The sequence below is a fragment of the Coprobacillus cateniformis genome, from assembly GCF_009767585.1.
Taxonomy (GTDB): Bacteria; Bacillota_I; Bacilli_A; order Erysipelotrichales; family Coprobacillaceae; genus Coprobacillus; species Coprobacillus cateniformis.
This window is the reverse complement of the sequence record NZ_WSNW01000001.1, coordinates 43,879-67,704: the sequence shown is the minus strand read 5'-3', so window position 1 is coordinate 67,704 and position 23,826 is coordinate 43,879. Positions and strand designations below refer to the sequence as shown.

Here is a 23,826-nt window from a genome sequence, read left to right as displayed (position 1 = left end):
TTTTTATTCTATCATTTACTAAACTCAAAATCAATCTTTACTAAAATAATAACTTATCATATCGTAAGGACTTTTATCATATATTGATAAGGGTGATTTTATGAAAAAGATATTTTTTGTGATTTGTGTTTTCTTCATGTCTGTAACGCCAATTCATGCAATGGATTTTTCAGGTAAGTCTTATATTGTGATGGATACTTTTAATAAGACAGTGTTAGAAGCAAAAAATGAACATTATGTTCAAAGTGTTGCTTCTATCTCTAAAATTATGACAGCTATCGTAGCGATTGAAAATGGAAACTTAGATGATGAATATGAAATTGGTGAAGAAGTGAATCAAGCTTGGGGAAGTGGGGTCTATATACATATTGGAGACCACATTAATTTAAGAGATTTATTACATGGATTACTGCTTAGAAGTGGTAATGATGCTGCGAATGTTATTGCTAAAAATATTGGTGGTGATATTCCTCATTTTGTTGAAATGATGAATAAAAAAGCGAAGGATATTGGAATGAATGATAGTGTGTTTTCAAATGCGACTGGCTTGGATGAAGAAGATGCTGGAAATCGTTCGAGTGCCTATGATATGGCTTTGTTAATGTCTTATTGTAGTCAAAATCCTATCTTTAATGATATTGTTATGAAACAAACATATAAAAGAGAAGATGGTGGGGGAACATGGCATAATAAAAATCGTTTACTTGAAGAATATGAATATTGTGTTGGAGGGAAAACAGGTTTTACTAAGAAAGCACGTCGAACACTGGTTACTAGAGCTATAAAAAATGATGTTTCATTGGTTATTGTTACATTAAATTGTGGGAATGATTTTGAATTTCATAAGGCAAAGTATGAGGAATGCTTTGAAAAATATCAGAATATGCTTGTTCTTCCAAAAGGAATTTATCAGTATCATGGTCATTCTTTTTTGATTGATGAGGATTTATATTATTGTGGTCAGGAAACTTCAAAAGCATCGTTACAGGGGACTAATGATTCATTAAAGGTTTATGTTTCGCAGAATCAAATCTATGAAGTCAAAAGAGAAATGGGTGTTCAAACAATCTTAAGGTACTGGTTTATCTTGTTAGGAGAATTTATCAATGGCTAGAGTCTGGAAATGGAGTGTTGTTATTTTTTTGTTAACAGGGTTATTGTTACATCGTGAAGAAGCCATGATGAATGCTTTGATGGATACACCATACCAGGTTTTTGATTTGGTTATGACAGTTATTTTATCAGCTTGTTTATGGGGTGGTTTTTTAAATATTATTGAGCATACAGGTTTTATGGATTACTTTGGTATTGTATTTAAACCTTTATTGAGACTTATTTATGGACCGGTTATCTATCAGGAATATGTGTATGCTTATGTATCATCAAATATTGTTGCAAATCTTTTAGGATTAGGTTCATTAGCGACTTTGAGTGGAATTAAAGCTTTTCAAAGACTCAATGAATTAAATTCATCTTCTACTCGCCCCTCTCGACAGATGTTAACACTGGTTATTATCAATACTGCTGGTTTATGCCTGTTCCCATCTTCACTGATTATGTTGAGAAAACAATTTGGCTCAACTGACCTTTATGCATTTTATCCATATATGTTGATTATCTCTATAACAATTATCATCATTGGTTTGGTTCTTCAAAGGGTGATAGATCATGAATAGAGCGATTATTATTTTCTTGATCATTGTTTTTATTGATGGACTGATGAAAAGATGTAATCTTTTTGAATTGTTTATTGATGGAGTGAAAGATGCTTTGACTTTAGTGAAACCAATCTTTACAACCTTAATGGCATTTATGTTATTTGTTGGACTTTTACGAAGCAGTGGCACAATAGATGTTTTAAGTTCATTATTTCAACCTTTGATACAGGCAATTGGTATTCCGATTGATGTCTTTGTTTTAGGCATGCTGAGACCAATTAGTGCAAATGCTTCTTTATCTTTTCTCTATTCTATTTATGAAGTTTTTGGGGTTGATCATCCTTTAAGTTTATTATCAACCTTAATTCAAAGTGGTAGTGATACCACAATGTATGTTATTACTCTTTATTTTTCTTCTATAAAAATGAAAAACACACGTTATGCTTTATGGGTTGGATTGATGATGGATTTTTTATCAGTCCTCTTTGCGATTATGATTTATTTAAAAATGTTTGTTTAATTTTTGAATATGTGTATAATGATATGGGAAGGGACGTGATACTATGGAAAGACTACAAAAAGCAATTGCTGCAAGTGGATATACTTCACGTAGAAAAGCAGAGGATTTAATTGCGGCTGGAAGAGTCAAAGTCAATGGTGAGGTCATAAGTGAATTAGGGTTCAAAGTCAAAAAGGGCGATATGATTATGATTGATGATAAAGCCTTAAAAGGAGAAAATAAAGTTTACTATGTTTTCTATAAACCAAAAGGTTGTATATGCTCATTAAGTGATGAATTAGGAAGATCTACAGTTATAGATTATTTTCCTGAAGTTGAAGAACGTATTTATCCAGTTGGAAGACTGGATTATGATACAACTGGCGTTTTGCTAATGAGTAATGATGGCGAGTTTGCAAATCTTATGATGCATCCTTCATCACATTTGGAAAAAGTTTATGAAGTGTCAGTAAGTGGATTGGTGCAAGGAGAAACGTTGCATAAATTAGAAAAAGGTGTCTATTTAGAAGGAACAAAAACTTTACCATGTAAAATCAAAGTTACTCATAAAGATGTTGAACACAAAACAACTATTTTAATGATTAAACTCGTTGAAGGGAAAAACAGACAAGTTAAGAAGATGTTTGAAGCGATGGGACATAAAGTCAAAAGATTACATCGTCTTCAAGTAGGAACGATTAATTTAAAAGGATTAACACCAGGACATTATCGTCTTTTAAAACCACAAGAAGTTAAAGAGTTAAAAACTATGGCTATGGCTAAAAAAACTTCAGGGAAAAAAAGATAATTGTATAATTGTAGAATGTCTTGCACGAGACATTCTTTTCTTGTCAATATTTGTATGATAAAGTTTATTGAAGAAAAATGAGATATGGTTATAATGGTAGACAAGGAGGTATTGATATGCGTAGTGTTGTTTTAGATGAGGAAAAGGCGAATCTATGTGGAATCTGTGGTGCGAAAGAACCATTTATAGAATATAAAGAGATTGAAGGGGTTCATTTTATTTGGTGCAATAAATGTAATACAATTACTTTTTTTAAACAGCCCCAAAGTCTTGAAAAGAAACAATTGATTGAAAATGAAATGAATTTTTACAAACCAACTGATAAAAAATAAAATGATTCTGTGTCAGAGTGGAGAGGAAGTCATTCAGTGACTTCCTTTTTCTTATATCCTAATCTCTAATATGAAGAAGTTATCTTTATTTCTAGGTTTCATATAAAAATGAATATTGAATAATAATTTTAAGTATGTGAAAAATAAAAAGGACCATAACAATAATGTTACGGTCTCACTATTTTATTCATTAACTATAGCAGCTACTGGACAAGATTCCATTGCTTCTTTAGCAGAATCTTCTAATTCAGCAGGAACTTCACCAATGATGTTTTCAGCCAATCCATCATCATTTAAATCAAAAACTTCTGGACATACTGCAGTACAAGCTCCGCATCCAATACAACTTTCATTTACTTTATACATTTTTTATTCCTCCTATTTATTTCTATCATCATTATAAACTAATTATAATTATTTTTAAAGATTATTTTATAATTTTTATAGTTATGTTATAATGGAGAAGGTGATAAAATATGGAAAAACAAACAAGAATCAATAAATATAAAGATTTAAGAGAAGAAATGAAAGAAGAAGTAGCAATTGACCGTCGTGTTGTCACAACATCAGCAGATGACGATGATGATTTTTTAGCATTTATTCCCCGTGCTGAAAAACCTAAATTGGATGATACTTTAATGGAACCATTATCTTATGAAACGTTAAATAAAGATAATGAAGATGTAAAATCAGCGTTGAATGAGGCTAAAGTTAATGTAGGAAAAGAACAGTATAATACACGTTTAGATATCTTGAGCAAGATTAAACAGGATGATAGTGATTATATTCCTGCTCATGAATATCGTACACAAGACTTTTCACAGGGTCATGTAGTGAAGGAAGAACCACAGAAGAAGATGTCCTTATTAGAAAAATTAGCAGCTATGTCTCCTGAGGAGGATGCTGAAGAACTCAAGAGATATGAAGAAGATCTCACAATTGCAGATTTGATGAAGGATCAAAAGAAAAAAAAGAAAGCAAAACCAGTTGTTGAAGAAACGCTTAAAGCACCTGTTCAGGAAAAACCAAAACGTCAACGTCAAAGAGTTGCTGAAGAAGCGGTTGTTTATGATGAAGATGATGAACAAGAAGAGAGTAAAGTTATTACTATTTTGAATTATGTAATAATTGTATTTATTGTTATCTTTATTGTTTTGGCAGGCTTTATTGTGAAACAATTATTGTTTTAAAACTAAGGGGAAACCTTAGTTTTTTAAGGAGGAAATGAATATGAAGAAAATTTCAATTGCAATAGATGGACCAGCAGCCGCAGGTAAGTCTACAATTGCCAAGTTGGTTGCTAGAAACTTAAATTATACGTACATAGATACTGGCGCAATGTATCGCTGTGTTGCTTATTGTGCATTAAAGAATCATGTTAATTTTGATGATGAAACTGGAGTAAGTGCATTATTAAAAAATATTGATATTCGGATGTTGCCAGATGGAACGATTCATTTAAATCAAGAAGATGTGACATCATTGATTAGGGAAAATGAAGTATCTATGGGGGCAAGTTTGGTTTCTAAATATCAGGCAGTTAGAGAGTTTCTTGTTGATAAACAACGGGAGATGGCTCAAGGTGGAGGCGTTATTTTAGATGGCAGAGATATTGGAACTGTAGTTTTGAAGGATGCTGAACTTAAAATATATCAAATTGCAAGTATTGAATGTCGGGCAATGCGCAGACATAAGGAAAATATGGAAAGAGGTATTGCTTCTGATTTAGAAGCAATCAAGGCTGAAATTGCGTTGCGTGATGAACAGGATATGACAAGAAAAATCTCACCACTTAAAAAGGCAGATGATGCTATTGAGATTGATACTTCAGATATGACTTTAGATGAAGTTGTTGCTCATGTGATGAATTTGGTTGCTCAAAGAGTATAAAAAAGAAAGGAAGTGAATGTTATGATTCAGGGAGTTGTAGCGATTGTTGGTCGTGCAAATGTTGGTAAATCGACGATATTCAATCGTATTGTTGGAGAAAGAGTGTCTATTGTAGAAGACATACCAGGTGTGACACGTGATCGTATTTATGCGAATGCATCATGGTTAACACGTGATTTTCGTCTCATAGATACTGGAGGTATAGAATTAGAAGATGCTTCATTCACGGAACAAATTAAAATGCAAGCTGAGATTGCAATTGAAGAAGCTGATGTTATTTTATTTGTTGTGAATGGTCGTGAAGGTATAACAAGAGAAGATGCCTTTGTTGCAAGAATGCTGCAAAAATCTAAAAAGCCAATTGTCTTGGCTGTCAATAAGATTGATGATCAGGTCTATAAAGATAATATTTATGATTTTTATAATTTAGGTGTTGGTGATCCTATTGCTGTTTCAGGGAGTCATGGAATTGGGATTGGTGATATCTTAGACCAGATTATTCATCTTATGCCAGAGAGTGAAGACCATCGTGAAGAGGATGAAATTCGTTTTTCAATAATTGGGAGACCTAATGTAGGAAAATCGTCATTAACCAATGCGTTATTAGGAGAAGAACGTGTTATTGTATCTGATATTGAAGGAACGACACGTGATGCTATTGATACAGCATTTGAAAAAGATGGACAGAAATATCGGGTTATTGATACAGCAGGAATGCGTAAAAAAGGAAAAGTATATGAGAATATTGAAAAGTATTCTATATTAAGAGCCTTATCAGCAGTGGAAAAAAGTGATGTTGTTTTGGTTGTTATTGATGGTGAACGTGGTGTTGTTGAACAGGATAAGCATGTTGCTGGAAATGCTCATGAAGCAGGACGTGGTGTTATTTTGGTCGTGAATAAATGGGATTTGGTTCAAAAAGATGGCAAAACAATGCAAAAGATGGAAAAAGAGTTGCGTGAACAGTTTAAGTATTTAGATTATGCACCAATTGTATTTACATCTGCAAAAGAAAAAAAACGTATTGATTTGTTATTTCCATTGATTCAAGAAGTTTATGCCAATAATCGAAAACGTGTTACAACAAGTGTATTAAATGATGTTTTGATTGATGCTCAAGCTATGAATCCAACGACAACATTTAATGGTGGACGTTTAAAAATTTATTATGTGAATCAAGTAAGTGTCTGTCCACCAACATTTGTCTTATTTACGAATGACCCAATGTATTTGCATTTTAGTTATAAACGTTATTTAGAAAACAGATTACGTGAAGCCTTTGGATTTGAAGGTACACCTATTCATATTATTGCAAGAAAGAGGGATTAAAATGAGTAAAATTGCCATTCTAGGAACTGGAAGCTGGGCAACTGGACTTGCTCGTGTACTTAATGATAATGGTCATGAAATCATGATGTATGGTATTGACCAAAGTGAAATTGATGATATTAATATTAGACACTGCAATTATAAATATTTTAAAGATGTGCAATTGGAAAAAGGGATAGTTGCTACTTTGTCTTTAGAAAAGACAATGGAGGATGCTTCTTATATCTTAATAACAATTCCTACTCAATTTGTTAAAGATACACTTCTTAAAGTCAAACCTTTATTAAAAGAAAAGATTACAGTTATTAACGCTGCCAAAGGTTTTGATATGAATACCAATATGCGCATGTCTGAGACAATTAGAGATGTTTTTACTGAATCTGAAATCAATCCAGTTGTTTCACTGATTGGTCCTTCACATGCTGAAGAGGTGGTTGAAAGAATATTGACAGCTGTTTGTTCGGTATCTTTAGATGAGGGAACTGCCCAAGATGTACAAAAATTATTCTCTAATCAATATTTTAGAGTATACACATCTAATGACGAAATTGGTGCTGAGTATGGAGCAGCGTATAAAAATGTTATTGCTGTTGCTTCTGGTATTATTGCTGGTTTAGGATATGGTGATAATACAAGGGCGGCATTAATAACAAGAGGTTTGCATGAAATGAGTTTATATGGTGTTGTGAAAGGCGGACAACGTGAAACATATTTTGGATTAACGGGAATTGGGGATTTGATTGTCACATGTTCATCTGTTCATTCACGCAATTATCAGGCTGGACTCGAAATTGGTGAAAGCAATCGGGCAATTGATTTTATGGCTCATAATACGAAAACATGCGAAGGTGTGAGAACATGTAAGGTTATACATGATGATGTTTCACAACACAGTTATGGTATTGAAACGCCTATTGTGGATGCTGTCTATCGTGTTCTTTATGAGAATGCTGATCCTAAAGCAACTGTTGCTGAATTGATGTCAAGAGATTTAAAGTCTGAACAATTATAAAAGAGTTGCATATATTATCCTAGGTGATCAAATTGGATAAACAAGATAAATTATTAGATAAGGTTTCTAGTAAAACACATGTTTCTAAATCAGATATTCTGTCTTTGGCAAATGATCTTCAAACAAAAGATTTAAATAACCAGGACAATATTAAAGATTTTGTCAATAAGATATCAAAATTGACAAATAAACAAGTGCGACCAGAACAAATGAATAAGATTATTAATATCATTCAAAACAATCAAGTGCCAACTGATATTGATAAATTTATGTAGAGTCCTTATGGACTCTTTTTGTTTGAATTTGGTTGAAATAGGTGTATAATAAGGTTGTGAAATGAGGTGAAAGGATGAATACATTTTCTTGCTAAAACAAATGCATAATAAAGAAGAAAAAAGTGACCTTTTTTGTTATGCCTGCAAGAAAATAGACATCCTTTCATTGATATATACTTATTATGTATATTTTATTATGCGACAAGTCTATTTTCTTGTCGCTTTTATTTATACAAAGGAGGTATGTATATGGCACTTATACAAGTGAAAAATTTAAGTTTTTGTTATGATGGAAGTTATGAATATATTTTTGATGATGTTTCTTTTGTGTTCGATTCGTCTTTTAAGACAGCTTTAATTGGTAGAAATGCAAGAGGAAAAACAACTTTTTTAAAACTGTTAAGGGGTGAATATGAATATCATGGTGAGATTATTAAGAGTGAGGATTGTGAATATTTTCCTTATTCTATTGAGGATATTAAGCAATATACTATTGATATTTGTTATGAAATAGATGCTCATCTTCAACAGTGGGAATTAGAAAGAGAATTGAATTTTTTAGAAGTTGATAGTGATGATGTTTTTTATCGACCATTTGAGACGTTGTCTAAAGGTGAACAGACAAAGGTTTTGTTAGCTGTATTGTTTTTAAAACATAATGCTTTCTTATTGATTGATGAACCAACTAATCATTTAGATCAATCTTCTCGAGAAATTGTTGCACGTTATTTGAAACGACAAACAGGATTTCTTTTGGTCAGTCATGATCGTCATTTTATTGATATGTGTTGTGATCATATTATTGCTATTAATCCTACATCTATAGAAGTTATGAATGGAAATTTTTCAACTTGGTTTTTTGAAAAGCAAAAGAAAGATGAACGAGAATTAGCTCAAAACAGTAAGCTAAAAAAAGATATTGTAAAGATGGAGATATCTCGTAGAAGAACTGCGAATTGGTCTGATCAGGTAGAAAAGTCTAAAATTGGTGCCGCTGATAAGGGGCATGTTGGGCATATGGCGGCAAAAATGATGAAAAGGTCTAAGAATATAGAGAAGCGTAGAAATAAGGCTATAGAAGATAAAAAAGAGCTTTTAAAGGATATTGAGGAATATGATGACTTAAAAATCTTTCCTGAACGTTATTTTCAACCAGTTCTTATTTCTTTTTCACATGTGTCTTTATTCTATGCAAACAAAATTCTGTTTCAGGATTTAAGTTTGACGATTATGAATCAGGATCGAGTTCTTCTCAAAGGGAAGAATGGCTGTGGTAAATCAAGTGTAATTTCATTTATATTGAATCAAGGCGTTCAAAGTCAAGGTGATTATATGATAGGCAGTCGTTTGAAAATATCCTATGTTCCTCAGGACTGTTCTCATATTATAGGAGATATGGAAGAATTTATTCTTTCATATCAAGTTGATATAACACTGGTCAAAACAATTTTAAGAAAACTTGGATTTGCACGTTGGCATTTTGAAAGAAGGTTAGAAGAACTCTCAGAGGGACAGAAGAAGAAAATGATGATTGCTATTTCTTTAGCTACTTCCGCTCATCTTTATATATGGGATGAACCATTAAATTATATTGATATTTTTTCAAGAATGCAGATTGAAAAACTGGTATTAGAATATCAGCCGACATTATTATTTGTAGAACATGATACTTTTTTTCAAGAAACAATCGCAACCAAAATTATTGATTTTGATGAACTTATTTGACAAAAGAATATGTAACCTTTACAATAAGAAAGAGAAATAGAAGGGGATTGTATATGAAAAATTTAGTCGTTACAGATAAAGATATTTCTAATCAGTTGTTTAAGAATTCAGTCATTGTCAATCTAAACAACATCAATTATTCTTCGTGTACAGGCGGACTTGAATGTTTAAAATGTGAAGGTGCATGTTATTTTAAAGATGATATGAGTATTATTTCTAAATGGATGAATGATTGTCAATTGATTGTTTATATTACTAGAATTAAATACGGATGTTTTGATGTGCCATTTAAAAAGATGTTGGAACGTCTGGTGGTAAATCATGAACCTTACTATTCTATGGTTGATGGAGAGACTTGTCATCTTGGGATTAGTCAGTTAAAAAAGAAATTGCTGGTTATTAGTTATGGTGATGCTACTGATGATGAAAAAAAGATGTTTAAAGATTTATTAGATGAATCTACACTTGGTTACACTTATTCATCAGTAGATGCTTATTTCTGTGAAGAATATGAATTAGAAGATACTCTTCAAACATTTGGAGGTGTTGACCATGGCTAAAATTCTTTTAATAAGTTCTGGACTTAAACATGCTCAAGATTTTGTTGAACCTTTTTTAAAACGTTTAGAAGTTTATCTGACTTCTAAAGCAGATTGTGAATGTATTGATGTCAGAAGGGCTGAAACATTTGATGAAAGAACTTTTTTTGAATATGATCAGGTTGTTTTCTTATTTTCAACTGCAATGAATTCAATTCCTTCATCAACATTAGAAATCTTTCAAAAATTAGAATCACAATCAAAAAACCATACTGAAATCTATGCTTTAATTGCATGTGATGAGTATGAAGCAGAAAAATGTAATTTATCAGAACGTATTATCCAAAAATGGTGTCAAAGAGAAGATCTGAAGTTTCAAGGGTCTTTGAAAATTGGATCTGCCTTCTTTATTATGAAGAGTGCATCTAAATTTGTTGTTTCAAATTATATTAAAGATTTTGCTGCTGCTATTGGAAAACATGAATCTGTTGATTTGAAAGTGTCTATGTTAACAGATAAGATATTTATGAAAACAGCGAATAAGTATTGGAATAAAGAAATTCGTAAGAAATACAAAGAAAAAATGAAGAAATAAGAAAAAACTCAATCGATGATGAATTATCCCTGACTAATAAGTGATGTAAGAAATGCAGCACTTATTAAAGAAAGGTATATATCATTCATGAATTGAGTTTTTTAATATAAAATTTTGATTTGTTATAAGGAATAAGTTACTGATTTAAGTTTTCTTGGATTCTCAATTGAATGATTTCTTTAATTAATTCAATTGGTAAATCCTGATGAAGAGCAAAACGAATTGTGTTTTTGTTATTAGTGGAATAATCAGAAAGTCTCTCTTTGAAATGTTCAATAGCTGATGGCGAGCAATAAAAACCAAGGTGTTTTTTATTCATTGCAAATTGAACAAGAAAACCATTGTCATAATAAGTTGGAACACCCCATGATAATTTCTCTTCTGCATCTGGAGCAAGTTCTAATATAAGTGCTCTGAGTTGACAAAGTTTTTTTTGAGAAAGAGAATCATATTGTTGGATATAAATGTCGATATCATCCATGTTGGAGTATCTCCTTGACATAATCGACAGGTAAACCCATGCGTTTCGCTGCTTCTTCATAAGATAAACCTTGGCTCAAAAAACGCTTAAGAACTTTTTTCATGCTTTCGCCAACTTCAATCATATGTCCATCAGGATCATAAAAACGAACGACTCTTTGACCCCATGCATATTCTTTGAGGGGATGAACAAGTGGAATATTACGAGCATTCAAAATATTCATAAAGTCATCAATATCTTCAGTGTCAAAGCACAATTCATAGGCATGATTTTGTGTCACAATTTCATCATTGTTTTTTCTGATAATATCTTTCCAAATTTCATAAGATTGAAGAACAATTCCTGCTGATAGTGTTACAGTGCCATGAAAATCCAATAAAACTCTTAGACCTAAAACATGTTTATAAAAATGTTTTGATACATTTAAATCTTTAACAATTAATAATGTGTTCTTGTATTTCATTGAGACTCACCTCGCAGCACTATTTTATCATAAAAGTGAACTTGTGAACATAAATAATACTAAAGAGGAAAGAAAATCTCTTTAATGTCACATATGTTCTAAATAACAATTATTTTCATATATTGATGTGTAAGAAGGAGGAAGTATATGCAAACAATCGATATACTTAAAGACATAGGTAAAAGATGTGATGGGGATATTTATTTAGGAGTTGTTGGACCAGTCAGAGTTGGGAAATCTTCATTTATTAAACGTTTTATGGAAATGGCGGTTATTCCTTATATTGATGATCCAGATGCAAGAATTCGTGCAACTGATGAACTTCCACAATCTGGAGAAGGAAAAATGATTATGACTGTGGAGCCAAAATTTGTGCCTAATCAGGCAGCGCGTATTTTTGTTGAAGAAAATCTTGGTGTAAATATTCGTTTAGTGGATTGTGTTGGTTATGTGATTGATGGAGCAAAAGGATATCAAGATGAACAGGGAATACGTTATGTAAAAACCCCATGGTATTTAGAAGCTATTCCTTTTGATGAAGCGGCTAAGATTGGAACTCAAAAAGTCATTCAAGACCATTCAACAATTGGTATTGTTATGACGTGTGATGGTTCTATTTGTGAAATTCCGGCAGCTGATTATGTTCAGGCTACTGACGATGTTATTCAGGAGCTTAAGGAAATTGGAAAGCCATTTGTTATTGTGGTCAATTCAAAAGATCCAAGGAGTATTCAATGTACACAATTGGTAGAAGATTTAAAACAAAAACATGATGTTCCAGTTGTAGCGTTAAAAGTCAATGAAATGACAAGTGATGATATTACACATTTATTAAAAGAAGCATTATTTGAATTTCCAATCAATGAAGTTCAAATTGAAGTTCCTCGTTGGATAGCATTAATGGATTCCTCACATTGGTTAAAACAAACCTTAGATGAATCATTAGAACAATCTTTACAGGAAATCAGTCGTTTTAGAGATGTTGAGAAGATTGCTTCAAGTATGAGTGAATTTGATTTTATTGATAAAGCATATTTATCTTCAATTGATACATCATCTTCATCTGCCTGTTTAAGAATTAAAGAGAGAAAAGGTCTTTATAATGAAATTCTAAATGAAATTCTAGGACAAGATCGTTTTGACTCGGCAATGTTTTTAAAACAAATGCAGGAATTAATGCAGATGAGTAAAGAGTATCAAGCATACCAAAGTGCAATTAAGATGGTTAAGCAGACAGGTTATGGTTATGCATTGCCAATTATGGATGATATTGAATTGAGCGACCCTGAAGTTATAAAACAGGGACCACGTTATGGTATGAAACTTGTTTCCACAGCTTCTACAATTCATATGATTAAAGTGGATATAGAATCTACATTTGAACCAATTATCGGCTCAAAAGAGCAGGCTGAGGCGTTTATTCAATATCTACAAAGCCATGGTGAAAGTAATAAAGAAGCCATATTTGACTGTGATGTCTTTGGGCGTAAATTAGGTGATTTAATTAATGAAGGTATGCGTGTAAAATTGGCTTCTATGAATGAAACCGCTTGTATTCGTGTGCATGATATTCTCAGTAAAATTGTGAATAAAGGGAAGACAAATGTAATTGCAATAGTTTTATAAATTTGTTGTTGCAAGGGTGAATTTGAAATGTTATACTACTACTTAGATTTAAGTAGGAGGCAATTTACAAATGAACAAAAAAGAACTTATTGACATCGTTTCACAAAAGAAAGATTTAACGAAAAAAGATGCTGAAGCGTTAGTGGATACAGTTTTCGATACAATGATTGAAAGTATTTTAGAAGGAGATAAAGTTTTAATCTCAGGATTTGGAACTTTCAAAGTCAATAGTCGAAAAGAACGTAAAGGTGTAAGTCCAAAAACAAAAGAAATGATGATCATTCCAGCAAGTAAAACTGTTTCATTTAAACCAAGTAATAGATTAAAAGATGCAATGAATTAAAATTGCATCTTTTCTTTATATTCTGTTCATAATTGTTGTATAATATAAATATATGAGGTGATGAAAGATGATGCCATTTTTTTATGGTTTTTATGGAAATTCTTATTATTTGTTTGGAACAATACTTGTATTGATTGCGGCTGTGCTAGCAATTTGGGCACAAATGAAAGTTCAATCAACATATTCACGCTATAAAAAGATTCCTAACAGTAAAGGAATTACAGGTGCACAGATTGCAAGAGAGATTTTAGATAGTGAAGGACTTTATGATATTCAGATTTTTGAAGTCAAAGGAAATTTAAGTGATCATTATAATCCTGGTAAAAAGACTATCAATTTGTCTACAGATATCTATCAAGGAACATCTATTGCAGCTTTAGCAGTAGCGGCCCATGAATGTGGTCATGCAATTCAGTATAAAGAAAAATATGTACCAATAACGCTTAGAAATGCTATTTTACCGATTGCCAATGTTGGTCAATATTTGGGGTGGATTGCTATTTTTATTGGACTTGCTTTAAGTAATACAAATCTGGCCTGGTTTGGATTTGCTGCAATGTGTGGAATTTTGGCATTTCAAGTTGTAACTTTACCTGTGGAGTTTAATGCGTCAAGTCGTGCATTAACGATTTTAAGAACGCGTTATTTAAGTGAAGGTGAGTATGGTGGAGCCAAAAGCATGTTGTCTGCAGCGGCTATGACTTATGTTGCAGCAATGATTTCAACATTAATGAGTATGCTTAGAATTTTCTTGGTGATTTTAGGAAATTCTAGAAATGATTAAAGACCGTAAGGTCTTTTCATTTTTGTTTTGATTTTTATTGGTTTTGTTATATAATAGAAACACTGGAGGTGCATTGAATGAAGAAACATTTATTTAGATTATCAGTTATTGTTTTAGTTATTGTTTTGGCTGTTGTTTCTTTCTATATGTTATATGTCCATGTACCTTATTATAACTATCATCATGGTTTAGATGAAATTAGAAATGAAATTTGTGAAAAAAACAATTATGAATACTTAGATTATTTTAATGAGTATCATGGTACAGAAACATATTATATATTAAAAGTGAAAATAAATGATGCAGAAGCGTTTGTTGCTTATAATCAAAAACAGGAACTTATTGATACTTATCAAGGAAGTGTTGCCTCACAAGATGATGTGAAGAAAGCAATTGCAGCAAGATATAAGGAACAAAAGGTACAAATAGATGAATTGGATGTTGCTTATGAAAATAATAAGTTTGTTTACTATGGAAAATATCAAACTAAAGACACTTTATGGTATGTCTATTATGCTTTGAATGATGGTGAATTTGTAAAAATGGTAAAGCTTGGAGATTAATTGTATGGATGAATTATTGAATAGTCAGTGTATTGATTTTAGGAAGTTATTAATATTAAAAGCAAAATCATTAAAAGTAACAGATCAGGAATGTTACTTGCTTTTAATTATTATGACAATGAATGATATTGGAATGAAACCTATTACACCTTCTCAAATTGGTCAACTTTGTTCTTTATCTTTGCAACAAATTGATAAAACATTAATCTCGCTCGTTGATAAACATTTTATTGCAAGAAAAAGAGGAACGTTAGATTTATTACCAATTCAAAAAATGCTTTTGAATCAAAATGTTGAAGAAGAAAAGGATGTTGATTTAATCTCGATTTTTGAGAATGCATTTGGAAGAAGCTTAAATCAAATGGAACTGGAGATTATTAATACTTTTAAAAGATCAGGTTATGATGATCAGATGATTTTAGATGCTTTAAATGAATCGGTGAAAGCAGGAGTTATTAATTTTAGATATATAGAAAAGATTCTTGATAACTGGTCTAGATATGGTGTAAAAAAACGTTATGCACCAAGTACGCCTGTTGTTAGACAAGATGTAGATCAAAATATAAAGGATTATAAATGGTGGGCAGAAGATGAATAAAGAAAAAGTAACACGTATATTAGATGAATTTGATCGCATGTTTCCAGATGCAGCATGTGAACTTGTCCATGATAATGAATTGGAATTACTTATTGCAGTTATGTTATCAGCTCAAACGACAGATGCTAGCGTTAATAAATTAACAAAAAATTTATTTCAAAAATATCATACAGTAGAAGATTATGCACGTGCACCAATAGAGCAATTAGAAAACGATTTGCGAAGTATTGGTTTGTATCGTAATAAGGCGAAAAATGTCAAAGCAATGGCGCAACAGCTGATTGCAGAATTTGGTGGACAGGTTCCATGTGATCATGATGCATTACAAACATTGCCAGGGGTTGGTCGTAAAACCGCAAATGTAGTTGTTTCAGAAGGATTTAAGGTTCCGGCTATTGCAGTTGATACTCATGTCGAACGTATCTCAAAAAGGCTAGGATTTGCTTTGAAAAAGGATTCTGTATTAACAGTAGAAAAGAAGTTAATGAAAGCAGTCCCTAAAGAACGTTGGATTAAGACGCATCATCAAATGATATTCTTTGGCAGATATCATTGTAAATCAATGAATCCAATGTGTCAGGATTGCCATTTGATAGATATCTGTAAGGAGCCCAAAAGAAAAAAATATTTATAATTAATAAGTCAGTTTCGTCTGACTTTTTTTGACAGATAATTTATCTTCAATGAAGAACGAACTTAGAAAATGTTTCAGTTAGTTTGCTAAATCATTGATAGAAAAAAAGAACATCAACAGCGATGTTCTTTCTTCTTTTATGTAGTTGGCGTTGCAGCTTCTGGTGTTGTAAACTCATAAGGAGTTAATGTGTTTGTTTGACCAGAACTTGTTGTTTCTGTCATTGTAATTGTATATTTTGTGGCAGGTGTCAAAGAACTGAAAGGGACTTGACCAGAAGACGATATTGTTTTCGCTTCACCACCATTGATAGAAACATTTACACTATTCCCTGTTGGAATATTCATTTGTAATATAAGAGTAGTCGATGTTAGACTCACTTGTGAATAGGTTGTTCCAATAGTGCTTCCCTCAACTGTTACAGTTTGTGTTAATTTATTTGAAGTTCCACTACTGCTTTCAAATGCATAGTATCCTGTGACTGTATAGGTGCTACCAGGTGTAGGTGTAAAGTTCAAAGTCGCTGTATTGGTACTCAGTTTTTCACTATGAACAATTTTTCCTGTTGCATCTGTGACTTCAGCAACATAAACAACTTTTCCATAAATCTGATTAATGTCGCCTAAATAAGGAACTGTATACTTACCAAATTTTTTCGTTGGTGTTGCATCCTGAGTCATAGAGACAGGATCATATTCTGTAAAGTTAACATTGATTTTTCCTTCAACAAGTGATGCAGTAAAACTTGCCAATTCTTTCAATGAAGCTCCACTTGCAGAACCACTTGGTGTATTTGATTTTTTAAACCATCCAGAGACAACACGGTCACTTGGAACACCATCACCAGCAGCAACGTATGGATAGATACCAGAGATACATGATGCTTTGACAACCCCAGAAGGTTTTGAAGGATAAGAATTCTTTAATCCACCCTTATGAACAGTTTTAGCAATAATAGTAGCAATTTTATTTGCGTCTGAATTGCTTTTTAAAACTTGAGGATTTTTACTGTCGTATCCAGACCATACACTCCATGCATAATCAGGCGAGAAAGCTGCCATCCAACCATCTCTATTTTCGCCAGCAAGTTTTTTGTTTGACAAATCATCTGGGAAGTTTGATGTACCAGATTTTGCTCCAATGTTATAACCAAGGTTTAATGCGTTATACATTGCACTTCCACCTTCTTTAACATAACTTGTCATGATGTCACGAATCATAAATGAAGATTCTGCTGAAAGTGCTTTTTGTTTTTCAGAATTATAATCTGCTTCTAAATCAATGACTTCTCCAGTAGATAATAATTCGATTTTTGTAACAGCATGAGGAGGAATGTATGTTCCACCGTTTGCAATAGCAGCGTATGCGGCTGCTTCCTCTTCGGTTGAAACACCAGTACTCCATCCACCAATTGCATATTGTGGACCCAATTTTTCTTCGTACATATCAAATCCAAAACCTTCAAGATAACTTTTCATTTTGGCGTCACCAATACCATTACCAACGCTATTGCCATAAGCATCTTTCCCAGTAATAACTTCCTGATAAGTTTGGATGGCAGCTAAATTCCATGATTGTTTTAATGCTTCTTTAATGGATATATCACCATGAACCTTTCCGTTCCAGTTGCCTGGATTATAGCTTCCAGCACTGTAAGGGACATCATGGACATAATGGGCAGTAGAATAATCTAAGAACTCAAATGCGGCAGCATAGGCGATAATTGGTTTTAAAGATGAACCAGGTTGGTTTCGTTGACCATATCGTAAATTAGGATCGCTTTTGGCTTTTTCTTTATCAGCTGCGTAAGCATAACTTGTTCCCATAGGTGTATAATCACGGTCTGAAAGAACTCCTACAATACGACCGGTTGATGCTTCTAAAACAGTCGCCCCTGCTTTGATTTTTTTATCTTGATATGTATAATTAATCCCATTTGAAATATCATCTAGTTTTTCCTGTAATTCGGTATTGATAGATGTTGTGATTTTCATTGGCGTGTCATTTGGATCATAGCCAGTTCTTTCATAAACTTCACGAACGACCTTATCAGCATAAGCCTGATATTTACCACCAGATGAAATAGGATTATATTTTAATGTGTTTTCAACTGGTATAGCTTTTGTTGATTCGCACTCCTCTGTTGTAATATATCCATGTAATTCCATTAAATCTAAGATAATATTTCTACGTTTTTGTGCTTTGTCCAAATTTTTAAATGGATCAAAACTGTTTGGTGAATTTAATGTTCCAGCTAATAAAGCAGCTTCAGGTAATGTTAAATTTTGCACTGATTTATCAAAATAGTATCTTGATGCAGCATAAATACCAATGGCTTTATTTCCATATCCAAAATAAATTTTATTAAGATATAATTCTAAAATTTCTTCTTTTGTTGTTTGTGAAGTTGCCTCAATTGCAAGAATGATTTCTCCTGCTTTTCTTTCAATTGTCTGTTCTTCTTTTGGATAATAAGATTTTTTAATTACCTGCTGAGTAATTGTCGATCCCCCACCAGTAATACCACCAGCAACAATATTTCCTAATAAAGCCTTGACAATACGTGGTAAATCAAATCCGTTGTGTTCGAAGAATCGTGAATCTTCTGCTGCGACAACAGCATCAATCATAACTTGGGGAATGTCATCATAAGAAACATTTTTTCTGACCCCACCTTGTCCAAGTGAAAAATACTGATTATCATTTTCATCTACAAGAAATGATGATTCTTCATTTAATAATTTTTCTTTTGAAAAACCTTCGACCTGTTTAAAAATTCCAAATCCTAAGTAAATAGTTGCTGATGTAACAAGTAAAGCAACTACCACTAGACATGTGATAATAATTTTTTTTCTTTGTTTCTTTTGTTTTTGAATTTGTTGAGGAGACTTTGCTGGTCTCTTTTTCAATTTCATTTTTTTCATCATTCGTCCTCCTTAAAATACACCTCATCTATGACATTGAGATAATCAAGTCGGGGTTGATACCCTTGAGGAATGATATGCCCCAAAGATTTGATTCTGTCATAGGTCATTGACTTTCTATGAGAATGATAATAATCGCAAATCACATGACTTGCATCAATTAAGTATACCTCATTTAGGCTTGTAAATGCAATAATAATAAAAGCAATTCCACCATGATTGATGATTCTTTGTAAATGCTCAATTTGATGTTGAGAGATATTTCCAAATGGAAATGTCTTTGCTTTTGTTTCTTTTGCTTCAAAGTCAATATATTTCTCACGATAGATACCGTTATAATCGGTTGTGGAAGGTGTCTTGTAATAGGCTTCAACAATTTTGGCCGATTCTCTACGGGGATAGTCGACTTTGACAATCTGAACAGGGGTTGGTTTTTTGTAAATGACCGCCCGATTGTGAATGAGATAATATTCGTTAGATAAAGAAATATCTTCTTCTAGTGACATCCCACGGTGTGCAGTATAATGCTTCTGGGAAGTCGAATTGACTGTTAAAATAGGATTTTTCTTCATATTTGGATAGTTAACCATAACTTCTTCCTTTCATTCATTATCTCTTATATTATAACATATATTTTTCACATCTTGTCTAAATTGTGTATAGAATTTGTGTAATTTCACTTTTTTTTAAAAATAACTTGCATTTACAAAGTATTTTTGTGAAAATATGAGGGAGGTAGGTGGATGTATAATGGCTAACAAGATTCAATTAAGTCCTAAAAAAATATTAAACAAACAATTTCAAATAGATTTCAAGGGTTATAGTGCAACAGAAGTCGATTATTTTTTAGATTCTATAGTTGAAGATTATGAAACGTTTGCAAGTATGCTAAATGACTCTTACGATCAAATTGAAAATCTTCAAAAAGAAAATGAAGCATTAAAAATGAAACTTTCTCATTTGGAAAAGGAACGTTTGTTACAACAAGATAACATACGTGCAATGGAAGAAAACCTTTCTTCAAATGTAGATTTATTAAAAAGAATATCAAGTTTAGAAAAAGAAGTTTATCAGGGCAAGGAATAACCTTGTCTTTTTGTTTGCATTTTTTAAAAATTATAGTACAATAAGTATGCTCATGAGAACCAATTGCTACAATAGTAGAGGAAAGTCCGGGCATCCACAATCTGCGATGATTGTAGTGTTTGTACTGCGTCTAATAAATGCAGGTAGCTTTTTGCTAACGACATATGGAAGACCTAAACCTTCTGGCAAGGTTGTGAAATCATAAAGTGCCACAGAAACAAATGCGTTTTGAAAAGAACGAATGAAAAGAGGTAAACTCTGCAAGGATGAAACCCAAATTTTGGTAGGGGAATCTAGTTTTGAAGAATTGAATTCAAGACAGAATGCATTATGCATAGATAAATAATTGGTTGAAAAACAGAACTCGGCTTATCAGAATGAGCATATTTTGTCGATGAAAATCGGCTTTTTTTGTTAAAAAAATGTGATGATTGAAAAAAAATATTTAAAAAATTCATAACAAGGACATAAATTCATAAAATAATAGTGTTGGTGTTGTAAAAATAGACAATTTATGATTTAATAATATTATTATTGGGTTTATTGCGTATTGATTATACAGGAGGTGCTTTTATGGAAAATATAGGTGCAGATATTCGTCGTCAAAGAGAAGCAAAACATTTAACAATAGAAGAACTTTCTCAAAGGACGAAGATTTCTGTTGCAGTTTTACATGATATTGAAGATGGAAAATTTGATCGTTATAAAGGCGATGAAGCTTATGTTAAAATGTATTTGAAAAAAATATCAAATGTCTTAAGTTTAGATGCTGATATGATGACTCAACAATATATAGATTTAACACAAGAAATTCAAATGGCAGAGATGCAGGATAAAGAAGAATATGAACATAAACACAATGAGGAAGTTGTTAAAAAAGGAAAGAAGTTTTCTTTTGAAGCACCACAACTGACAAGAAAGCCATCCGTTTATGAAGATAAATCACATGTGACAATTGTGAGGGCAGCAATTATTTTGGTTTTGGTATGCTTGGTTATTGTTGTGATTTGGTATGGCTTCTATTCTACACGTTCACAAAGCAAGGATCCATCATTTCAGCCACAGAATCCACCAACAGTTGAAGGTGATGTGAATACTGATCCAAATGATGATAATAACACCAACCCTGACCAAAATAATACGCCAACAAATACCAATGTTGAAATTACGAGAAATGATCGTTTGGATTTTCGTTTTAAACTTCCATCGGGGACAGACAAGTTTACATTGAAAATAGAGTTTGGGAACAAATCATGGGCACAATTAAGTGTGAATGGGACTCAATACGATGGTTTTGATTCTCGTATTTATGGTCCTAATGCTGATGGTACACCTGAAACAGTTGAACTTGAATTTACTGTTGCTGATTTTGAAAATTTAACATTGAAAAATGGATATAGTGCGGGACATCACTATTATATTAATGGACAAGAAATTCCATTGACTGAAGATGATGTTTCATATAGTGTCTCAACTTTAAAATTAACATTAGAGAAGGAATAAGATGAATTTACCTAATAAATTAACAACTGTACGTTTAGTTAGTGTCCCATTGTTTGTCATTATTTATTTAATACCTTATCAATCGTTAGGCATATCAATGCCTACTTTTGATATTTTATCAACGCAATTATCATTGTTAGATATTGTTTTATTTGTTATCTTTGCATTATCAGCATTAACTGATTATCTAGATGGTTATTTAGCAAGAAAGAATGATCTTGTGACAACATTTGGAAAGTTTATTGATCCCATTGCTGATAAATTAATTGTAAATACAGCATTGTTGTTATTGGCGTCATCAAATCATATCACGATAGTCATTCCAATTATCATGATTGCAAGAGATACAATTGTTGATGCTATTCGCTTGGTGGCGAGTCAAAAGAATGTAGTCTTGGCTGCCAGTCTTCTTGGCAAAGCAAAGACGATGACTCAAATGCTTGCTATTGCAATTTTATTGTTAAATAATGTTATCTTTAGTGCTGTTGGGATTCCAATGGATCAGATCATGATTTGGTTAGCGACAATGATATCGGTTATCAGTGGTATTGATTACTTTATGAAGAATCGTCAATATATTATGGAGAGTATGTAAAATGGATGAATTGGCTGAAATATTAATTGAAAGAAATATTTCGATAAGTAGTGTAGAGAGTTTTACAGTTGGCGGATTTGCTAACAGGATTGGTAGTATCAGTGGTATTTCAGCTGTATACCGTGGCAGTTTGGTAAGCTATCAAACGCGCATTAAGCGTGATGTCTTGCATATAGATGAGAAAATCATTCAAAAGTTTGGTGTTGTTTCAAAAGAAATTGCTGGTTTAATGGCTATTCATGGTCAAAGAATGTTTGAAAGTGATTTGTGTATTTCTTTTACTGGTAACGCTGGACCTACTGCAATGGAAGGAAAACCAGTTGGTTTGATTTATATCGGTATTGCCTATGCAGGAGAAATTCATACTTTTTGTTTTGAACTTGCTGGAACAAGAGATGATATTAAAAAACAGGCTATTTTATTAGGAATTGAAAAAATATTAAATATTTTAAAGAAAAACTGAATATAAAAAGTGAATATAGAAGTAAGGAGGTCATTTCTTATGGCAGAAAAAACAAAAGCAAAAAAGGCAGAAGCTGTTGATGGAAAGAAAGAAAAAGCATTGGCTGATGCAATTACACAGATTGAAAAACAATTTGGAAAAGGTTCAGTTATGAAATTGGGAGATCGTGTTGCTGTTGATATCGATGTGATTCCAACTGGATCATTAACATTGGATGCAGCTTTAGGTATTGGTGGTTATCCAAAAGGACGTATTATTGAAATCTATGGTCCAGAATCAAGTGGGAAAACGACTTTGACATTGCATGCTATTGCTGAAGTGCAAAAACAAGGTGGACGTGCAGCATTTATTGACGCTGAACATGCAATTGATCCTGTTTATGCAAAAAACTTAGGTGTGAATGTGGATGAGTTGATTTTATCTCAACCAGATAGTGGTGAACAAGGTTTGGCTATTGCTGAAACTTTGGTCAAGAGTGATGCGATTGATTTGGTTGTTGTCGATTCAGTTGCAGCATTGGTTCCTCAAGTAGAATTAGATGGTGAAATGAGTGATAATTCAGTAGGTCTCCAGGCACGTTTGATGTCAAAAGCAATGCGTCGTTTATCTGGACTTATGAACAAGACATCTTGTACAATCATTTTTATCAATCAGTTGCGTGAAAAGATAGGTGTTATGTATGGGAATCCTGAAACAACAACTGGTGGACGTGCTTTGAAATTTTATTCATCAGTGCGTATTGAAATTAGAAAAAGCGAAGCTATTAAAAATGGTTCGGAAGTTGTTGGGAATAAAGTCAATGTTAAAGTTGTCAAAAATAAGGTTGCTCCACCATTTAGAAATACAAGTTTTGATATTGTTTATGGAAAAGGGATTGCTAGAGATGGTGAAGTGATTGACTTGGCAGTTGATAATGATATTATTGATAAGTCTGGTGCTTGGTATGCATATCAAGGTGAAAAGATTGGCCAAGGTCGTGAAAATGTAAAGATTTTCTTAGCTGAACATCCTGAAATCATGACGGAAATTGAAAATAAAGTGAAGGATGTTTTATTTCCTCATGAAGAAACAAAATAATACAGAAGAATAAAATAATGGAAT

The 23,826-nt window shown here is 32.4% G+C and carries 29 protein-coding genes and 1 other RNA gene; 25 read left to right on the top strand and 5 right to left on the bottom strand.

The annotated features are described in order from the left end of the window. Positions 1-100 precede the first annotated feature (100 nt). From GQF29_RS00350 to GQF29_RS00330, 5 genes are all read left to right on the top strand, one after another. Positions 101-1,114, top strand: a complete 1,014-nt coding sequence (locus GQF29_RS00350; RefSeq protein ID WP_008788812.1) for a D-alanyl-D-alanine carboxypeptidase family protein — start codon at positions 101-103, stop codon at positions 1,112-1,114. Beyond that, a complete protein-coding gene (locus GQF29_RS00345) occupies positions 1,107-1,676 on the top strand; it encodes a hypothetical protein (protein ID WP_008788813.1) in 570 nt (189 codons plus the stop codon). Before GQF29_RS00350 ends, GQF29_RS00345 begins: the two co-directional genes overlap by 8 nt. Then, positions 1,669-2,178 (top strand): hypothetical protein, encoded by a 510-nt coding sequence (locus GQF29_RS00340; protein WP_008788814.1) that lies wholly within the window; start codon positions 1,669-1,671, stop codon positions 2,176-2,178. Before GQF29_RS00345 ends, GQF29_RS00340 begins: the two co-directional genes overlap by 8 nt. 43 nt (positions 2,179-2,221) lie before the next feature. Continuing rightward, a complete protein-coding gene (locus tag GQF29_RS00335; protein WP_008788815.1) occupies positions 2,222-2,965 on the top strand; it encodes a pseudouridine synthase in 744 nt (247 codons plus the stop codon). Between the two features lie 116 nt (positions 2,966-3,081). Next, a complete protein-coding gene (locus tag GQF29_RS00330; RefSeq protein WP_117599091.1) occupies positions 3,082-3,297 on the top strand; it encodes a hypothetical protein in 216 nt (71 codons plus the stop codon). Between the two features lie 183 nt (positions 3,298-3,480). Here the strand turns inward: GQF29_RS00330 and GQF29_RS00325 are convergent, their stop codons facing one another. Continuing rightward, entirely contained in the window at positions 3,481-3,663 is a 183-nt protein-coding gene (locus tag GQF29_RS00325) for a ferredoxin (protein WP_008788817.1), read from the bottom strand. Positions 3,664-3,773: 110 nt separating this feature from the next. On the opposite strand from GQF29_RS00325, the gene GQF29_RS00320 reads away from it, so the two are divergent. The 8 genes from GQF29_RS00320 to GQF29_RS00285 all read left to right on the top strand — a co-directional run bounded on the left by GQF29_RS00320 (position 3,774) and on the right by GQF29_RS00285 (position 10,662). Next, positions 3,774-4,487 carry a hypothetical protein gene (locus tag GQF29_RS00320; RefSeq protein ID WP_017144251.1) on the top strand — a complete coding sequence of 238 codons (714 nt, stop codon included), beginning with the start codon at positions 3,774-3,776 and terminating at the stop codon, positions 4,485-4,487. A 40-nt stretch (positions 4,488-4,527) separates the two neighbouring features. Beyond that, a complete protein-coding gene (gene cmk, locus GQF29_RS00315; RefSeq protein ID WP_008788819.1) occupies positions 4,528-5,187 on the top strand; it encodes a (d)CMP kinase in 660 nt (219 codons plus the stop codon). A 21-nt stretch (positions 5,188-5,208) separates the two neighbouring features. Beyond that, the gene (gene der, locus GQF29_RS00310) at positions 5,209-6,516 is read left to right on the top strand and encodes a ribosome biogenesis GTPase Der (RefSeq protein ID WP_008788820.1); all 1,308 of its coding nucleotides are present in this window, start codon (positions 5,209-5,211) and stop codon (positions 6,514-6,516) included. A 1-nt stretch (position 6,517) separates the two neighbouring features. Further along, the gene (locus GQF29_RS00305; protein WP_054688982.1) at positions 6,518-7,528 is read left to right on the top strand and encodes an NAD(P)H-dependent glycerol-3-phosphate dehydrogenase; all 1,011 of its coding nucleotides are present in this window, start codon (positions 6,518-6,520) and stop codon (positions 7,526-7,528) included. Between the two features lie 32 nt (positions 7,529-7,560). Beyond that, entirely contained in the window at positions 7,561-7,803 is a 243-nt protein-coding gene (locus tag GQF29_RS00300) for a stage VI sporulation protein F (RefSeq protein WP_008788822.1), read from the top strand. 249 nt (positions 7,804-8,052) lie between these two features. After that, the gene (abc-f, locus tag GQF29_RS00295; RefSeq protein ID WP_160340667.1) at positions 8,053-9,528 is read left to right on the top strand and encodes a ribosomal protection-like ABC-F family protein; all 1,476 of its coding nucleotides are present in this window, start codon (positions 8,053-8,055) and stop codon (positions 9,526-9,528) included. Between the two features lie 53 nt (positions 9,529-9,581). After that, positions 9,582-10,088, top strand: coding sequence for a hypothetical protein (locus GQF29_RS00290; RefSeq protein WP_008788824.1), 507 nt, complete (start codon positions 9,582-9,584; stop codon positions 10,086-10,088). After that, positions 10,081-10,662, top strand: a complete 582-nt coding sequence (locus tag GQF29_RS00285) for a hypothetical protein (protein WP_054688980.1) — start codon at positions 10,081-10,083, stop codon at positions 10,660-10,662. The genes GQF29_RS00290 and GQF29_RS00285 overlap by 8 nt, the downstream gene beginning before the upstream one ends. A 136-nt stretch (positions 10,663-10,798) precedes the next feature. Here the strand turns inward: GQF29_RS00285 and GQF29_RS00280 are convergent, their stop codons facing one another. Together GQF29_RS00280 and GQF29_RS00275 are read right to left on the bottom strand one after the other, a co-directional pair. Next, positions 10,799-11,143 carry an iron chaperone gene (locus tag GQF29_RS00280; RefSeq protein ID WP_054688978.1) on the bottom strand — a complete coding sequence of 115 codons (345 nt, stop codon included), beginning with the start codon at positions 11,141-11,143 and terminating at the stop codon, positions 10,799-10,801. Continuing rightward, the gene (locus GQF29_RS00275) at positions 11,136-11,606 is read right to left on the bottom strand and encodes a VOC family protein (RefSeq protein WP_160340666.1); all 471 of its coding nucleotides are present in this window, start codon (positions 11,604-11,606) and stop codon (positions 11,136-11,138) included. Before GQF29_RS00275 ends, GQF29_RS00280 begins: the two co-directional genes overlap by 8 nt. A gap of 147 nt (positions 11,607-11,753) precedes the next feature. On the opposite strand from GQF29_RS00275, the gene spoIVA reads away from it, so the two are divergent. From spoIVA to nth, 6 genes are all read left to right on the top strand, one after another. Further along, a complete protein-coding gene (gene spoIVA, locus GQF29_RS00270) occupies positions 11,754-13,232 on the top strand; it encodes a stage IV sporulation protein A (RefSeq protein ID WP_160340665.1) in 1,479 nt (492 codons plus the stop codon). Positions 13,233-13,302: 70 nt separating this feature from the next. Then, positions 13,303-13,575 (top strand): HU family DNA-binding protein, encoded by a 273-nt coding sequence (locus GQF29_RS00265; RefSeq protein WP_008788829.1) that lies wholly within the window; start codon positions 13,303-13,305, stop codon positions 13,573-13,575. 67 nt (positions 13,576-13,642) lie between these two features. After that, entirely contained in the window at positions 13,643-14,359 is a 717-nt protein-coding gene (locus tag GQF29_RS00260; RefSeq protein ID WP_054688974.1) for a zinc metallopeptidase, read from the top strand. A gap of 77 nt (positions 14,360-14,436) precedes the next feature. Then, complete coding sequence (locus GQF29_RS00255; protein ID WP_054688972.1) at positions 14,437-14,922, top strand: hypothetical protein; 486 nt, start codon at positions 14,437-14,439, stop codon at positions 14,920-14,922. Positions 14,923-14,926: 4 nt separating this feature from the next. Continuing rightward, on the top strand, positions 14,927-15,520 hold the full coding sequence (locus GQF29_RS00250) for a DnaD domain protein (RefSeq protein ID WP_160340664.1): 594 nt from the start codon (positions 14,927-14,929) through the stop codon (positions 15,518-15,520). Beyond that, positions 15,513-16,154: an endonuclease III gene (nth, locus tag GQF29_RS00245; protein ID WP_160340663.1), complete on the top strand. Its 642-nt coding sequence runs from the start codon at positions 15,513-15,515 to the stop codon at positions 16,152-16,154. Before GQF29_RS00250 ends, nth begins: the two co-directional genes overlap by 8 nt. 137 nt (positions 16,155-16,291) lie before the next feature. On the opposite strand, the gene GQF29_RS00240 is transcribed toward nth, so the two are convergent. Beyond that, entirely contained in the window at positions 16,292-19,078 is a 2,787-nt protein-coding gene (locus GQF29_RS00240; RefSeq protein ID WP_236916357.1) for a transglycosylase domain-containing protein, read from the bottom strand. Beyond that, the gene (gene recU / locus GQF29_RS00235; RefSeq protein WP_160340661.1) at positions 19,078-19,668 is read right to left on the bottom strand and encodes a Holliday junction resolvase RecU; all 591 of its coding nucleotides are present in this window, start codon (positions 19,666-19,668) and stop codon (positions 19,078-19,080) included. Before recU ends, GQF29_RS00240 begins: the two co-directional genes overlap by 1 nt. Before the next feature lie 160 nt (positions 19,669-19,828). Between recU and GQF29_RS00230 the strand changes: the two genes are divergently transcribed. The 6 genes from GQF29_RS00230 (at position 19,829) to recA (ending at position 23,802) form a co-directional block, all read left to right on the top strand. Beyond that, positions 19,829-20,164: a DivIVA domain-containing protein gene (locus GQF29_RS00230; protein ID WP_008788836.1), complete on the top strand. Its 336-nt coding sequence runs from the start codon at positions 19,829-19,831 to the stop codon at positions 20,162-20,164. Between the two features lie 50 nt (positions 20,165-20,214). Next, positions 20,215-20,539, top strand: an RNA gene (gene rnpB, locus GQF29_RS00225) — RNase P RNA component class B. 198 nt (positions 20,540-20,737) lie between these two features. Beyond that, positions 20,738-21,667, top strand: a complete 930-nt coding sequence (locus GQF29_RS00220; RefSeq protein ID WP_054688968.1) for a helix-turn-helix domain-containing protein — start codon at positions 20,738-20,740, stop codon at positions 21,665-21,667. Between the two features lies 1 nt (position 21,668). Beyond that, positions 21,669-22,262 (top strand): CDP-diacylglycerol--glycerol-3-phosphate 3-phosphatidyltransferase, encoded by a 594-nt coding sequence (gene pgsA, locus GQF29_RS00215; RefSeq protein WP_054688966.1) that lies wholly within the window; start codon positions 21,669-21,671, stop codon positions 22,260-22,262. Position 22,263: 1 nt separating this feature from the next. Beyond that, positions 22,264-22,725, top strand: a complete 462-nt coding sequence (locus GQF29_RS00210) for a CinA family protein (RefSeq protein WP_054688964.1) — start codon at positions 22,264-22,266, stop codon at positions 22,723-22,725. Between the two features lie 39 nt (positions 22,726-22,764). Beyond that, positions 22,765-23,802, top strand: a complete 1,038-nt coding sequence (gene recA / locus GQF29_RS00205; protein ID WP_008788840.1) for a recombinase RecA — start codon at positions 22,765-22,767, stop codon at positions 23,800-23,802. Positions 23,803-23,826 lie beyond the last annotated feature (24 nt).

Coding starts and splice junctions, on each gene's coding strand:
- GQF29_RS00350 (WP_008788812.1), top strand. CDS start 101: ATGAAAAAGATATTTTTTGTGATTTGTGTTTTCTTCATGTCTGTAACG.
- GQF29_RS00345 (WP_008788813.1), top strand. CDS start 1,107: ATGGCTAGAGTCTGGAAATGGAGTGTTGTTATTTTTTTGTTAACAGGG.
- GQF29_RS00340 (WP_008788814.1), top strand. CDS start 1,669: ATGAATAGAGCGATTATTATTTTCTTGATCATTGTTTTTATTGATGGA.
- GQF29_RS00335 (WP_008788815.1), top strand. CDS start 2,222: ATGGAAAGACTACAAAAAGCAATTGCTGCAAGTGGATATACTTCACGT.
- GQF29_RS00330 (WP_117599091.1), top strand. CDS start 3,082: ATGCGTAGTGTTGTTTTAGATGAGGAAAAGGCGAATCTATGTGGAATC.
- GQF29_RS00325 (WP_008788817.1), bottom strand. CDS start 3,663: ATGTATAAAGTAAATGAAAGTTGTATTGGATGCGGAGCTTGTACTGCA.
- GQF29_RS00320 (WP_017144251.1), top strand. CDS start 3,774: ATGGAAAAACAAACAAGAATCAATAAATATAAAGATTTAAGAGAAGAA.
- cmk (WP_008788819.1), top strand. CDS start 4,528: ATGAAGAAAATTTCAATTGCAATAGATGGACCAGCAGCCGCAGGTAAG.
- der (WP_008788820.1), top strand. CDS start 5,209: ATGATTCAGGGAGTTGTAGCGATTGTTGGTCGTGCAAATGTTGGTAAA.
- GQF29_RS00305 (WP_054688982.1), top strand. CDS start 6,518: ATGAGTAAAATTGCCATTCTAGGAACTGGAAGCTGGGCAACTGGACTT.
- abc-f (WP_160340667.1), top strand. CDS start 8,053: ATGGCACTTATACAAGTGAAAAATTTAAGTTTTTGTTATGATGGAAGT.
- GQF29_RS00290 (WP_008788824.1), top strand. CDS start 9,582: ATGAAAAATTTAGTCGTTACAGATAAAGATATTTCTAATCAGTTGTTT.
- GQF29_RS00285 (WP_054688980.1), top strand. CDS start 10,081: ATGGCTAAAATTCTTTTAATAAGTTCTGGACTTAAACATGCTCAAGAT.
- GQF29_RS00280 (WP_054688978.1), bottom strand. CDS start 11,143: ATGGATGATATCGACATTTATATCCAACAATATGATTCTCTTTCTCAA.
- GQF29_RS00275 (WP_160340666.1), bottom strand. CDS start 11,606: ATGAAATACAAGAACACATTATTAATTGTTAAAGATTTAAATGTATCA.
- spoIVA (WP_160340665.1), top strand. CDS start 11,754: ATGCAAACAATCGATATACTTAAAGACATAGGTAAAAGATGTGATGGG.
- GQF29_RS00265 (WP_008788829.1), top strand. CDS start 13,303: ATGAACAAAAAAGAACTTATTGACATCGTTTCACAAAAGAAAGATTTA.
- GQF29_RS00260 (WP_054688974.1), top strand. CDS start 13,643: ATGATGCCATTTTTTTATGGTTTTTATGGAAATTCTTATTATTTGTTT.
- GQF29_RS00255 (WP_054688972.1), top strand. CDS start 14,437: ATGAAGAAACATTTATTTAGATTATCAGTTATTGTTTTAGTTATTGTT.
- GQF29_RS00250 (WP_160340664.1), top strand. CDS start 14,927: ATGGATGAATTATTGAATAGTCAGTGTATTGATTTTAGGAAGTTATTA.
- nth (WP_160340663.1), top strand. CDS start 15,513: ATGAATAAAGAAAAAGTAACACGTATATTAGATGAATTTGATCGCATG.
- GQF29_RS00240 (WP_236916357.1), bottom strand. CDS start 19,078: ATGAAAAAAATGAAATTGAAAAAGAGACCAGCAAAGTCTCCTCAACAA.
- recU (WP_160340661.1), bottom strand. CDS start 19,668: ATGGTTAACTATCCAAATATGAAGAAAAATCCTATTTTAACAGTCAAT.
- GQF29_RS00230 (WP_008788836.1), top strand. CDS start 19,829: ATGGCTAACAAGATTCAATTAAGTCCTAAAAAAATATTAAACAAACAA.
- GQF29_RS00220 (WP_054688968.1), top strand. CDS start 20,738: ATGGAAAATATAGGTGCAGATATTCGTCGTCAAAGAGAAGCAAAACAT.
- pgsA (WP_054688966.1), top strand. CDS start 21,669: ATGAATTTACCTAATAAATTAACAACTGTACGTTTAGTTAGTGTCCCA.
- GQF29_RS00210 (WP_054688964.1), top strand. CDS start 22,264: ATGGATGAATTGGCTGAAATATTAATTGAAAGAAATATTTCGATAAGT.
- recA (WP_008788840.1), top strand. CDS start 22,765: ATGGCAGAAAAAACAAAAGCAAAAAAGGCAGAAGCTGTTGATGGAAAG.